Here is a 13,033-nt window from a genome sequence, read left to right as displayed (position 1 = left end):
ATCGTCGGCGTTGCCAACCTCGGACAGCGCAGTCCTGTCGGGCGCCCTAACAGCACAAGGGCAGCAATGTTCCGGCACCGCGCCCTGATCCCGATGTGCCGCGTTTCGAACGCAGCCGGGCCAAAGGAACTTTGTTGAAGCGCAGGGAACAAACCTTTTGCCGAAAAGTTCGGGGCGCCAAGGTTACTTGTCTGAGGAGTCATCGTGAAACGCATATTGGTTACGGGAGGCTGTGGCTTCATCGGCAGGCATGTCGCCCAGGAACTGATCGAGCAGGATTATTCGGTTCGCATCCTCGATGCGCTGCTGGAGCAGGTGCATGCAGGAGAGGCGGTCGCGCTTCCCGCCGGGGCCGAGCTAATCAAGGGCGACGTCCGCGACCGGGAGGCAGTCGCCAAGGCGTTGGAAGGCGTCGATGCGGTCATTCATTTGGCGGCGGAAGTCGGCGTCGGACAGTCAATGTACGAGATCGCGCGCTATGTCGGCACCAACGATCTCGGCACCGCGACGCTGCTGGAGGCGCTGATCAAACACCCGGTCGAACGCATTGTCGTCGCCTCTTCGATGAGCGTCTATGGCGAGGGCCTCTACGCCACACCGGATGGCCGGCGTGTCGACAATGCCCGGCGCAAGGCGAGCGACATCAGGAGCGGGCAATGGAACCCGCTGTCGCCACAGGGAGAACCCCTCTCGCCGCTGCCCACCGACGAAGAAAAGCCGGTCGATCTCGCCTCTATCTATGCGCTGACAAAATACGCCCAGGAACGCGCCGTGCTGATCTTCGGCGAAGCCTATGGCATCGATGCGGTCGCGCTGCGCCTGTTCAACGTCTTCGGTGCCGGTCAGGCGTTGTCGAATCCCTATACCGGCGTGCTGGCCAACTTCGCTTCGCGTCTCGCCAACGGCCAACGGCCAATGATCTTCGAGGATGGCCAACAAAAGCGCGATTTCGTCCATGTGCAGGACGTCGCCCGCGCCTTTCGCCTTGCTCTGCAGCAACGCCAGGCAAAAGGTCACGTCATCAACATCGGCAGCGGCCGAGCCTATGCAATCAGCGACGTAGCGCGAATGCTGGCCGAAGCCATGGGAACGCCGAAGCGTTCGCCAGAGCTGCTCGGCAAAGCCCGCTCCGGCGATATCCGCAACTGCTTCGCCGATATTTCCAAGGCCCGCGAGCTGCTCGGTTTCGAGCCAGTGCGGCAACTGGAGAATTCGCTCGGCGATTTCGTCTCCTGGGTGCGCAACACGTCCGCCGTCGACCGCGGCGCCGACATGAAACGCGAACTTGAAGAACGCGGGCTGGTATCATGAACACACGCAATGGACGCGACGCGCCGGTCGCCATCGTCGGCGGCAGCGGCTTCATAGGATCGAACCTGGCCGACAGCCTGTTGTCGGACGGCGAGCCAGTGCTGGTGATCGACAATCTCAGCCGTCCGGGCGTCGAGCAGAACCTTGAATGGCTGGCGCAGAAACACGGCAGTCGCCTCACGGTGGAGACCATCGACGTGCGGGACGCCAACGCCCTGGCGCGTGTCTTGACGCATTCAAAGGCAATCTTCCATCTGGCCGCGCAGACCGCCGTCACCACAAGCCTGGTCCAGCCGGGCGAGGATTTCGACATCAACCTTCGGGGAACGTTCAATGTGCTGGAGGCGGCACGGCTAAGCGGTGGGGCTGTCCCGGTGGTCTTCGCCAGCACCAACAAGGTGTATGGCAGCCTTCCCGACGTCGCGGTTCGCAAGGATGGAGATCGTTACCAACCTTGCGACGGCATCATTCAAGCGAATGGCATCGACGAGACGCGCGGCCTGGATTTCTGCACGCCCTATGGCTGCTCCAAAGGCGCTGCCGACCAGTATGTGCTCGACTACGCCAAATCCTACGGCTTGCCGACGGCGGTCCTGCGGATGAGCTGTATCTATGGCCCGCGCCAGTTCGGAACCGAGGACCAGGGCTGGGTCGCGCACTTCCTGCTGAGTGCGCTCACGGGACGTCCAATCACCATTTACGGCGACGGCAGACAAGTGCGCGACATCCTGCATGTCGCCGATGCGGTCGCCGCCTACAGGGCCGTTCTCGACCGCATCGACACGATCAAGGGCCAGGCATTCAATCTTGGCGGCGGCCCGGAAAATGCGCTCAGCCTGCGCATGTTGTTGAGCGAAATCCGTAACCTGACCGGCCATGAGCTTTCGATCCGCCATGATGGCGAACGCACCGGCGACCAGCCCTTCTTCGTCGCCGACACCCGCAAAATCAAAACCACGCTTGGTTGGAAGGCCCATGTTTCATGGCGCGAAGGCATTCGCGATCTCGCGGACTGGCTGCAACGCCATCGGCTCGAGCCTCGCCCCGAAGCCGTGAGGTACGTCGCATGAAGATCGCCCTGGTAAACCCGTTCTGGACCTATGACGACAGCATCTATTTCGGCTGCCGCCAACCCCATCTGCCGCTGGAACTCGGCTATTCGAAATCCCTGCTCGAAAAAGCCGGGCATGAGGTGCTGATGCTGGATGGGCAGTTGCAGAAGCTCGACAATTCTAGCCTCTGCGACCGCGTGGCTGATTTCGTGCCGGCAATGACGGTCGTCACCACCGCGCCCACTTATCTGTTCTGGCGCTGCGCACCGCCGGAGTTGCGCGTGCCGGCCGATTTCCTCAATCGCCTCGCCGGGCGCGGCGGACGCACGGTCGCGGTCGGGCCGCATGGCTCGGCGACACCGGCGCCAACCTTGCGCAAGCTCGGCGTCGACATCGTTGTGCGCGGCGAATGCGAAGAAGTCGTCGAGCAGCTTGCCCGGTACGACGATTGGAGCGCGATACCATCAACCGCTTATCTGCGGGATGCCGGGGTGGTTTCGAACGGCGGCGTCCACGCGAGCTCGTTTGTCGATCACCCGCCACTCGAATGGCCATCGGACTGGATCGCGGCCCATTCGCACCACCATCACCGGTTCGACGACAATCAGATTGGGTTCGGCGCGGAGGTCGAAGCGTCACGCGGCTGCCCCTACAATTGCAGCTTTTGCGCCAAGATGGATTTCCGCGATGCCTATCGCCGCCGAAACCACGAGGCGGTGGTCGCGGAAATCGATGGGCTGATTGCCCAGGGTGTCGGCTACATTTACTTCATCGACGAAATCTTCCTGCCGCAAAAAGCCCTGCTGGAAGCGTTGATCGATCGCGACGTGAAATTCGGCGTACAGACCCGCATCGACCTGTGGAAGCCCGAACTGCTGGAATTGCTGGGCGCGGCCGGCTGCGTCTCCATCGAAGCCGGCCTCGAAAGCCTGACGGTGGAAGGCCGGGCCATGCTGGCGAAGCGCTGCCGGCTGGGCACCGAGGAACTCGCCGCGTTGCTGGTCAATGCCAGGCGTCACGTTCCCTTCGTCCAGGCCAATCTGATCGGCGTCGTCGAGGATGATCCTGCCCTCGTCGATTACTGGCGAGCCCACCTGATCGACAATGGCGTATGGGCCAATGAACCCGTACCGCTTTATCCATATCCGAGTTCGCCCAGCTATCGCGAGCTTTGGGGCGAACCTGACGACCTCGCTTGGGAGCGCGCCCATGATCACTATCTCGCATCATTCCAGAAGTTCAGCGACATCCAGGAAAGGCGCCCGCGTCCGCTGGCGGAACTGGAGGCGACATGTTGCGGACACTGACGCCGCGCTCGCGGCGCATCCTGATGACGGTCGATGCCGTGGGCGGCGTCTGGCGCTATGCGCTTGACCTGGCCAGCGAACTTGTCAACGGCGGCGACAGCGTGGTGCTTGCCGGCCTCGGTCCACCGCCGTCCAGGCAGCAGGCCGACGAGGCAGAGGCTTTCACCACGCTGATCTGGCTGAACACGCCGCCGGATTGGATGACCCGCAATGGCGGTGATCTCGACGCGCTGCCGCGGGAGCTGCATGCACCGATGCGCGACCACGCGATCGACCTTGTCCATTTCAACGCGCCGACGCAGGCAGCGGGATTCGACACGCCGTGCCCGGTCGTGGTGGTCTCGCATTCCTGCGTGACGACATGGTTCCACGCTGTCAAAGGACAGGCGTTGGATGGCGCATGGGCCTGGCAAAAGGAGCGCAACAGGCGCGGCATGGATCGGGCCGACGCAGTCATCGCGCCGAGCCGCAGCCATGCCGATATGCTCGAGACATGCTATGGCCGGATCGCGCGCCTGACGGTGGTCGGAAACGGCGCCCGTCCGGTGCCGAAGACCGAAAAGCGCCAACCGCTCGTCTTTGCCGCCGCCCGCTGGTGGGACGAGGGCAAGAATGCGGCTGTGGTCGACCAGGCGGCTTCGCTGACGCGATGGCCGGTCTTCGCCGCCGGCTCGATGCACGGCCCGAACGGCGACCATGTCAGCTTCAGCCATGCTGTTCCTCTCGGAGCAGTGCCCTCCGACGAGGTGCGCTCGTTGATGGCGCGCGCCGGCATTTTCGTATCGCCATCAATCTACGAGCCATTCGGCCTGGCCGCGCTGGAAGCGGCCATGTCGGCTACGCCCCTGGTGCTTTCCGATATCGCAACCTATCGCGAATTGTGGGGCGGGGCCGCGATGTTCTTTGATGCGCGCGATCCGCACGATCTCGCTGCCTGCCTCAATCGCCTCTCGAGCGATGCTACGCTCAGGCGAGAGCTCGGCCAGGCGGCCATCCGACGCAGCCGCAGGTTTAGTCTGGCCAAGCAGGCGGCGGCCATGCGCGGCGTCTATGACAAAGCGGCCCTGGCGATGGCGGAGCGCTGAACATGCGCTTTGTGTTCTACACCCACTCGGTCGTCTCCGACTGGAATCACGGCAACGCCCACTTCCTCCGCGGCGTCATGCGGGAGCTGGTCCATCGCCGGCACCAGGCGATCGCGCTGGAGCCGGCGGATGGCTGGAGCCGATCGAATCTGCTGACCGAGCAGGGAACCTTTGCCATCGAACGCTTCCGCAGGGATTTCCCCGAACTGATGCCGGTGACCTACGATGCCGGGTTTGACCACGAAGCCTGGACCGCCGAGGCCGACGTTGTAATCGTCCATGAGTGGACGGATCCCGAGCTTGTTGCACGCATCGGCCGTGCCCGGGCCGCTGGCGGCAAGTTCGTCCTTCTGTTTCATGACACCCATCACCGGGCGGTGTCGGCGACCGAGGCAATCTCGGCGCTCCGGCTGGAGCACTATGACGGTGTTCTCGCCTTTGGCGAAGCCTTGCGCGAGAGCTATCTGCGTGCGGGCTGGGGCAAGCGCGTCTTCACCTGGCATGAAGCCGCCGACGATCGCCTGTTCAAGCCGCACCCGGAGATCCACTCCACGTCCGATCTGGTCTGGATCGGAAACTGGGGCGATGACGAACGGACCGCCGAGCTCAAGGAGTTTCTGATCGAGCCGGTGCACGATCTTGGCCTCGATGCCGCTGTTCACGGCGTACGCTACCCCAAGGCCGCACTTGCGGATCTGGCTGCCGCCGGAGTTCGCTATGAGGGATGGATCGCCAATGCCGACGTGCCGAAGGCGTTCGCCGCGCATCGTGTCACAGTCCACATCCCACGGCGCCCCTATCGCGAGGGTCTGCCCGGAATTCCGACGATCCGCATGTTCGAGGCCCTCGCCTGCGGCATTCCGCTGGTTTCAGCACCATGGTCCGACGTCGAGCAGCTGTTCAGGCCCGGTATCGACTTTCTGTTTGCCGAGAATGGCTCGAAAATGCGGCAACAGCTGCGGACCGTGCTGGCCGATGAGGACTTTGCGGCCTCCTTGGCGACCTCGGGCCTCGAGACTATCCGCTCCCGACATACCTGCCGCCACCGCGTCGAGCAGTTGTTCGACGTGCTTGCGGAATGCACGAACCAATACACCGTCGTCCCGACCGCCGCAAAGGAAGCTGTCGCATGAAGATCGCATTTTATGGATCGAGCCTTTTGTCGTCCTACTGGAACGGTGCCGCGACCTACTATCGCGGTTTGCTCAAGGCACTTTCGCAATTGGGTTACGAGATCACTTTCTACGAACCCGACGTCTACGACCGGCAGAAGAACCGCGACATCGAGCCGCCCGACTGGTGCGCTGTCGTCGTTTATGAAGCGACCCCGCATGCATTGAAGCAGGTCGCGGCACGCGCCGCCGGCGCCGACATCGTCGTCAAGGCGAGCGGCGTCGGTTTCGAGGACGAGGCGCTGCTGCGCGCCGTGCTCGACCACGCCCGCAGCGATGCACTCGTCGTATTCTGGGACGTGGACGCTCCGGCAACACTTGCTCAACTGCGCGACGAACCGGACCATCCGCTCCATCGCGCCCTGCAAGAAATCGACTTGGTGTTGACCTATGGGGGCGGCGACCCGGTCGTTTGGGCTTACCGGGCCATGGGAGCTCAGGAATGCGTGCCTATCTACAACGCGCTCGATCCCGAAACGCACCATCCGGTCACCGGTCATACGCGTTTTGCTTGCGATCTGGCCTTTCTCGGAAACAGGCTTCCGGACCGCGAGGCGCGTGTCGAAGCGTTTTTCCTCGAACCCGCCAACCGTTTGCCGGGGCAACGTTTTCTGCTCGGCGGATCAGGGTGGGGCGACAAGCCGCTGCCGGCCAATGTCGACTGGCTCGGCCATGTCGGTACCCGCGACCACAACGCCTTCAACGTCACACCCAAGGCGGTGCTGAACATCAGCCGCGACAGCATGGCTGTAAACGGTTTTTCACCGGCCACGCGCGTCTTCGAGGCGGCCGGCGCTGGCGCCTGCCTCATCACGGATGCATGGCTGGGCGTGGAACTGTTCCTGAAACCAGACGAGGAGATCCTGGTGGCCCGCGACGGCGGCGATGTCGCCGAGATCATGCGCTCCCTGAAACCTGGGCGGGCCAAGGCAATCGGCCAGGCCGCACTTCGCCGTGTGCTGGCGGACCATACCTACGCGCAGCGGGCGGCCGTGGCGGATGCCGTCTTCAAACGTCATTTCGAACATGGGACCGTGGAGGCAGCGGAATGACCAAGCAACTGGACATCGTCTTTCTCGGCCTGTCGCTGTCCTCATCCTGGGGAAATGGCCACGCCACGACTTTTCGGGGCCTGCTGAAAGGCCTGCACGAACTCGGTCACCGCGTGACCTTTCTGGAGCGCGACGTGCCGTGGTACGCCAACCACCGCGATCTGCGCGATCCGGATTTCAGCGCCCTGCGCTACTACGAGACCACCGCGGACTTGCAACGCGGCTACGGACAGTGCCTGGAGGAGGCCGACATCATCGTCATCGGATCCTTCGTTCCAGAAGGACGCTCGGTCATCGACATCGTCGCCTCTATTTGCAGGGGGCAGCTCTGCTTCTACGACATCGACACACCTGTGACCCTGGCAAAGCTTTCGGCAGACGATTGCGATTATTTGAGCTGGCGGCAAATTCCGTATTTCGATGTCTATTTCTCCTTCACCGGCGGGCCAACGCTCGACCGTCTGGCGCAAGATTTCGGCGCGCGCCATGCCGAACCGCTCTATTGTTCGGTCGATCCGGTACGCCATCACCAGACTGGCGATCCGATCCGCTGGGATCTCGGCTATCTCGGCACCTACAGCGCCGATCGGCAGGCAACGCTGAACGCTCTGCTGCTCGAGCCCGCACGGCATATGCCGAACCGCCGTTTCGTCGTGGCCGGCTCGCAATATCCATCCGACATTATCTGGCCGGACAATGTCGAGCGCATCGAACACTTGCCACCGGCCGATCATGCCGCGTTTTACAGCCGTCAGCGCTACACGCTGAATGTCACACGGAGTTCCATGATCGCGGCGGGATGGTCGCCCAGCGTGCGCCTGTTCGAAGCGGCGGCTTGCGGCACGCCCATCATCAGCGATCGCTGGCCGGGGCTCGACAGCTTCTTTCCCGCATCGACGATCCACACCGCCGCGGGGACCGACGATGTCGTCGAGATCCTCTTCGGCGAGTCCGAGCGCGCACGCCTCGCCATGGCTGAGCGAGCCCGCGAACTCGTCCTCGCAGCCCACACCGGCGCGGCCAGGGCCCGCGAATTCGTGGCGGCGCTGACCCGGCCGAGAGCGGCAGCCCTCGATCTCGACATCGGAAGTGCAGCATGACCGGCAGACAGGAGAAAACGGCGATGCGACAAACAAGAAACGCGCGAAGGGCAAAGACAGTGCTTGTTGCCGGCGGTGCGGGATTCCTCGGTTCGCATCTTTGCGAAGCATTGCTCCGCAGTGGCTGGCGCGTGATCTGCGTCGACAATTTTCTGACCGGACGCATGGAGAACATCATCTCGATCATGGACCAGCCGGGTTTCAGGCTAATCGAGCAGGATATCTGCCGGCCATTGGATTTCGGCGAGCCCGTGGACCGCATCTTCAACCTGGCTTGCGCTGCCTCACCGCCGCGTTATCAGGCAGACCCGATACACACCACGCGAACCTGCGTGATCGGAACGCTCAACCTGCTCGAACTCGCCGTCCGTAAGGACGCGCGACTGCTGCAGGCCTCGACGAGCGAAGTGTATGGCGATCCCGAACAACACCCGCAGAGGGAGGATTATGTCGGCCATGTGAACTGCACGGGCCCACGTGCCTGCTACGACGAGGGCAAGCGTACCGCCGAAACGCTCTGCTTCGACTATTTAAGAGCCGGCAAGGCCGACGTCCGCGTCGCGCGCATCTTCAACACCTACGGTCCGAGAATGGATCCGGCGGATGGCCGCATCGTCTCGAATCTGATCATGCAGGCGCTCGAGAAACGTCCGCTGACGATATTCGGCGACGGCCTGCAGACGCGATCTTTCTGCTATGTCTCCGACCTGATCGACGGATTGATGCGCATGATGGATGTCGATCCCAATCCCGGCAAGCCGGTCAACCTGGGTAATCCCGGAGAATTCACCATCGTGCGACTGGCGGCATTGGTAAAGGCGATGACCGGCACCAAATCGGATTTGAGATTTCTGCCGCTGCCGCAAGACGACCCTCGGCGCAGGCAACCCGATATCTCGCGTGCAAAAGCGCTGCTCGGCTGGACGCCGAAGGTCCCCCTCAATGAAGGGCTTAAGCTGACGATCAATTACTTCGCGGAGCTCGAAGGCAGCCGCATCGGCGATCAAATGACAGGCCTTGCCAAAAGTGCGAGGCCCGCATCAGGCGGGCTGCAGAATCTTCCTGCATGATGCCGCGCTGGACCTCAAAAGATCGGGCGGAACATCCGCCCGATCTTGTGGTTTGGCTTGAGAAGCCGATACGGAGGATCGTCCCTATGCGACCCAAGCGACCCGTGAGGGATATCGACAAGATTGCCGAACGAGAGACGGCTGCCTATCTGCGGCGCGCCTCCATCACCTATCTCGAGTGCTGCGTCAGCCTGATGATGACGCATTTGCAACGGGAGGAAGTGGCAACTATTCTCGAGCAGGAAGCAGACATGCTGCGAAACCTGGACTGATCGAAACGGTCACATCTGGCATTCGTCAAGAAACCGTATCAGCCGCAGCTTGTATCGATCTGCCGTCTCATCCAGCCTGGTTTTTTCCCCGCCGTTTTCGGATTGGGCAGTCGTGCTCCAGAGGCCTATCTGGAACGCCAGGTAGCAAGGTTCGAAAAAATCGATGTGGCCATTGTCAACGTCGAGCCCCATCCCTTCGACCAACCTCGTCACATCGCTGTCGGATAGTCCATATTCGACACGGGCGCCGGCAATATCCCACTCTATCGGCTGGCAGCCAATCAAATCATGCGCCCGGCAATGGTCGACAGCATCTGTCTTGAGCACCGTGCCGTCGGCACAAACGAGAAACTCCCACGGGTGGAGCTTTCCGTCGATTTCAACTCGCTGCAACACCTGCACAGGGATCCGTTTCGAGAACCAACCGCGCAACTTCGCCGAGCAGTTCTCGCCCAAGGCTTCCGATGCATTGGAAACAGCCATTTCCGCGAGCGCGAGCAATGATGCACCCGGCTCGCAGGTTCGAAGATTAAGCGCACGCCAGGTTAGGTAACGTGTCAATTCCGCGATCATTCTTGCTCCGGGCAGCGGCGCCTGATCCATCGTGGTGCCGTCAATCCATCGTTCAACCAGAAAGCCGTGGCAAAGCGCGACCACTTGCGACCCGAATCCAGCTTCGTTCAACATTTCCGCGGCTCGTTTCTTGCGCCGGCCGGTTTCGCCGAGGCCGGCGAATTTGACGAGCCAGCGATCATGTCCCGCAGACGCCAGGAATTTGCGCCGCTCGGCGCGGCGCGGGCTCGGCGGCCACCGCTTCTCGTCGACGTAGTGGACGCTCCTCCATTCGCCACCAGATAGTTCGGTCAGGCTCAATTCGGGGCTGCCGACCGCCTCGGCCACCCAATCGCGCAACGTGGGACTTTTCGAGCTTTCGCAGAAGGTGTGCTCAAACGCCGTCGCCACATGTTTCGGACAGCGCAACCATGTCTCCCTTGCCTCCGGCGACGCTTCGATGCCCGGGGCGCCTGAATGGCTGGGAAACAGGTGAATCCGGTCCGTATCGACACCCAGTTCTCGCAGCCACGCGACAACGGCGTGCATCGAACTGCCGGACAGGCCGGGACCCTCGTCTACAACGGCGAAGCGGGCCGATGGATTGTCCTTCCAGGCGGCGATCGACCGTGGATCGGCGTTGACATGCCTGCGGAAGGGATGGCCGATCGGACGAACGCTGAATGGCGCCGGCGCGCCAATCGCGGCGGCCACCATGGCGGCAAGGCCGAGGCCGATGCTGCGGATGCCGATCACGCATGTGTTCGCATCGAGACCTGACTCCCGCGCCGCGACCAAATAGCTTTCGGGATAAAGCGCATAATGCGAATAGCCCTCGGCGGAACCGGTCAGAACCTCGGCTTCACAGTCGAGCCCGGCAAGCAGTCGGAGAAGTCCCGGGTCGATGCCACCACCTATGGCGAAACCGTTTCGCCACGACTTCGCCACCTCTGCCGCAAGTCCGACCAGCAAGTTGGCACCTTGCTGTTGCCGCGGCGAGAAGATGTCGATGCCGCGCGTCTCGAAATCGGCGTCGGCAAGCGCCTGAACCAGTTCCGACACGCTGATGAATAGCCCGACCAACGCAGCATGGCGCCGGACGCCATGCGGCATGCGATCAAGGCTCTCGGCCACTTCGATCGCGGCCTGGCGAAGCCGTTGTGCGTTTTCGGTCCGCTTGTGGTCGCCGTAGACGATCATCGATCGGTTTTCCAAGGATTGCAGTGCGGCAACGCAGCGGGTGCAGCTTCGATCCATGGTGGTTTGCGCAATTTTTCGACGGGCCAAGGAACATTCCGGCACGCTGGCGGTTCGGCGCCAGGAACTTACCTTTGAACAGCATAGGGCGGCAGTTTCGTGGGATCAAAAAAGGTTCGTGTTGGTATCGTTGGAGTCGGCAATTGCGCATCCTCCCTGGTGCAGGGCCTCTCCTATTATCGTCACGCAAAAAGCAACGAACCGATCCCGGGACTGATGCATGCCGACCTCGGCGGCTACCATGTCGATGATATCGAAATCGTCTGTGCATTCGACGTCGCCAAAAGCAAGGTAGGCCGCGACGTCGCGGAAGCGATCTACGCCCCCCCGAACAACACCTTCCGCTTTGCCGATGCGGCGACGACCGGCGCTCGCGTCGAGCGCGGACCGACACTTGACGGGATCGGCAAATATTTGCGCGACGAAATCGAGGAGGCGCCGGAGCCGGTCGCCAATGTCAGCGAGATCTTGCGCGACAGTGGCGCCGACGTGCTGGTCTCCTACCTGCCGGTTGGTTCGGAGGAAGCGACGCGCTTCTATGCCGAGTGCGCGCTCGAAGCTGGCTGCGCCTTTGTCAATTGCATACCGGTTTTCATCGCCTCACGTCCGGAATGGCGCCGGCGCTTCGAGCAACGCGGGCTGCCGCTGGTCGGCGACGACATCAAGAGCCAGGTCGGAGCGACCATCGTTCACCGGCTGCTCGCCAATCTCTTCCGCGAGCGCGGCGTGCGCATCGATCGCACCTATCAGCTGAATTTCGGCGGCAACACCGACTTCCTCAACATGCTGGAACGCGAGCGGCTGGAATCGAAGAAAATCTCCAAGACGCAATCCGTGGCCAGCCAATTCGATGTTCCTCTGGAACCGGGCAATATCCATGTCGGACCCAGCGACCACGTGCCGTGGCTGACCGATCGCAAGTGGGCCTATATCCGGGTGGAAGGCACGACCTTCGGCGGCGTGCCGCTCAACGCCGAGCTGAAACTGGAAGTCTGGGATTCTCCAAATTCAGCGGGCGTGGTGATCGATGCGATACGCTGCGCAAAGCTGGCGCTCGACCGCGGCATTGCCGGCGCGCTGACCGGCCCCTCCAGCTATTTCATGAAGTCGCCTCCAGAACAGTTCACCGACGCCGAAGCGCGACAGCGCACGCTTGCATTCATCGCCGGCAAGGACGAGCCCCTGCTCGATGCCGCGGAATGACGACAACCTTCTTTTTGATCCGCCATGCGGCACACGACAATGTCGGCTCCTATCTTGCAGGACGGATGGACGGCGTTTGCCTTGGCGACACTGGCAAAGCGCAGGCAGCACAGCTTGCCGGCCGCATGGCCCGGGAGCCGATTGAAGCGATCTTTTGCAGCCCGCGTGAGCGAACGCGGGAGACGGCCGTGCCAATCGCGCTTGCCTGCGGCGTCGGCGAAATCGCGATCTGCGCCGAACTTGACGAGATCGACTTCGGCGACTGGTCGGGAAAGACGTTCGACGAGTTGAATGGCGACGCCGGCTGGCGGGCGTGGAACGACCAAAGGCAGGAGGCCAGGACTCCGAGCGGCGAGACCATGCTGGATGTCCAGCAGCGCATGGTCGCGCTGATTACCGCCGTCCGCGAGCGGCATCAGAATCAGTGTGTCGCCCTGGTCAGCCACGCCGATGTGATCAAGGCCGCTGTCTGCAATGTTCTTGGCTTGCCAGCCGGCGACTGCTTTCGCTTCGATATCGATCCCGCCTCGATCACAACGATCGTATCCGGTGACTGGGGGGCGAAGCTGATCCGATTGAATGAAATTGCATGACGAGGAT

General features: G+C 62.3%; 12 protein-coding genes. 11 read left to right on the top strand and 1 reads right to left on the bottom strand.

The genetic code is table 11. The features are described 5' to 3' along the window. Nucleotides 1–204 precede the first annotated feature (204 nt). Genes X743_RS144160 through X743_RS0136915 form a run of 9 tightly spaced genes read left to right on the top strand, consistent with a single transcriptional unit; the run spans nt 205 to nt 9,421 of the window. Nucleotides 205–1,311, top strand: coding sequence for an SDR family NAD(P)-dependent oxidoreductase (locus X743_RS144160; protein WP_023768137.1), 1,107 nt, complete (start codon nt 205–207; stop codon nt 1,309–1,311). After that, nucleotides 1,308–2,381, top strand: a complete 1,074-nt coding sequence (locus tag X743_RS144165) for an NAD-dependent epimerase/dehydratase family protein (RefSeq protein ID WP_023768136.1) — start codon at nt 1,308–1,310, stop codon at nt 2,379–2,381. The genes X743_RS144160 and X743_RS144165 overlap by 4 nt, the downstream gene beginning before the upstream one ends. Then, entirely contained in the window at nt 2,378–3,670 is a 1,293-nt protein-coding gene (locus tag X743_RS144170; RefSeq protein WP_023768135.1) for a TIGR04295 family B12-binding domain-containing radical SAM protein, read from the top strand. Before X743_RS144165 ends, X743_RS144170 begins: the two co-directional genes overlap by 4 nt. Next, complete coding sequence (locus X743_RS144175; RefSeq protein ID WP_031258387.1) at nt 3,655–4,755, top strand: glycosyltransferase family 4 protein; 1,101 nt, start codon at nt 3,655–3,657, stop codon at nt 4,753–4,755. Before X743_RS144170 ends, X743_RS144175 begins: the two co-directional genes overlap by 16 nt. A gap of 2 nt (nt 4,756–4,757) precedes the next feature. Continuing rightward, nucleotides 4,758–5,888, top strand: coding sequence for a glycosyltransferase (locus tag X743_RS144180; RefSeq protein ID WP_023768133.1), 1,131 nt, complete (start codon nt 4,758–4,760; stop codon nt 5,886–5,888). Then, a complete protein-coding gene (locus X743_RS144185) occupies nt 5,885–6,979 on the top strand; it encodes a glycosyltransferase (protein ID WP_023768132.1) in 1,095 nt (364 codons plus the stop codon). The genes X743_RS144180 and X743_RS144185 overlap by 4 nt, the downstream gene beginning before the upstream one ends. Then, on the top strand, nt 6,976–8,079 hold the full coding sequence (locus X743_RS144190; RefSeq protein ID WP_023768131.1) for a glycosyltransferase: 1,104 nt from the start codon (nt 6,976–6,978) through the stop codon (nt 8,077–8,079). The genes X743_RS144185 and X743_RS144190 overlap by 4 nt, the downstream gene beginning before the upstream one ends. Before the next feature lie 23 nt (nt 8,080–8,102). Continuing rightward, nucleotides 8,103–9,149, top strand: coding sequence for a UDP-glucuronic acid decarboxylase family protein (locus X743_RS144195; RefSeq protein ID WP_031258386.1), 1,047 nt, complete (start codon nt 8,103–8,105; stop codon nt 9,147–9,149). Beyond that, on the top strand, nt 9,146–9,421 hold the full coding sequence (locus tag X743_RS0136915; protein ID WP_023768129.1) for a hypothetical protein: 276 nt from the start codon (nt 9,146–9,148) through the stop codon (nt 9,419–9,421). The genes X743_RS144195 and X743_RS0136915 overlap by 4 nt, the downstream gene beginning before the upstream one ends. A gap of 9 nt (nt 9,422–9,430) precedes the next feature. On the opposite strand, the gene X743_RS144200 is transcribed toward X743_RS0136915, so the two are convergent. Beyond that, nucleotides 9,431–11,173, bottom strand: a complete 1,743-nt coding sequence (locus X743_RS144200) for a hypothetical protein (protein WP_023768128.1) — start codon at nt 11,171–11,173, stop codon at nt 9,431–9,433. Nucleotides 11,174–11,329: 156 nt separating this feature from the next. Here X743_RS144200 and X743_RS144205 point away from each other — a divergent pair, with 156 nt between their 5' ends. Continuing rightward, the gene (locus X743_RS144205) at nt 11,330–12,433 is read left to right on the top strand and encodes an inositol-3-phosphate synthase (RefSeq protein ID WP_031258385.1); all 1,104 of its coding nucleotides are present in this window, start codon (nt 11,330–11,332) and stop codon (nt 12,431–12,433) included. After that, nucleotides 12,430–13,026 (top strand): histidine phosphatase family protein, encoded by a 597-nt coding sequence (locus X743_RS144210; protein ID WP_023768126.1) that lies wholly within the window; start codon nt 12,430–12,432, stop codon nt 13,024–13,026. Before X743_RS144205 ends, X743_RS144210 begins: the two co-directional genes overlap by 4 nt. Nucleotides 13,027–13,033 lie beyond the last annotated feature (7 nt).

It is taken from the genome of Mesorhizobium sp. LNHC232B00 (genome assembly GCF_000502435.1).
In the GTDB taxonomy this organism is placed as follows: Bacteria; Pseudomonadota; Alphaproteobacteria; order Rhizobiales; family Rhizobiaceae; genus Mesorhizobium; species Mesorhizobium opportunistum.
Note: the sequence above shows the minus strand (reverse complement) of the source record. Positions and strands in the feature narration are given on the sequence as shown.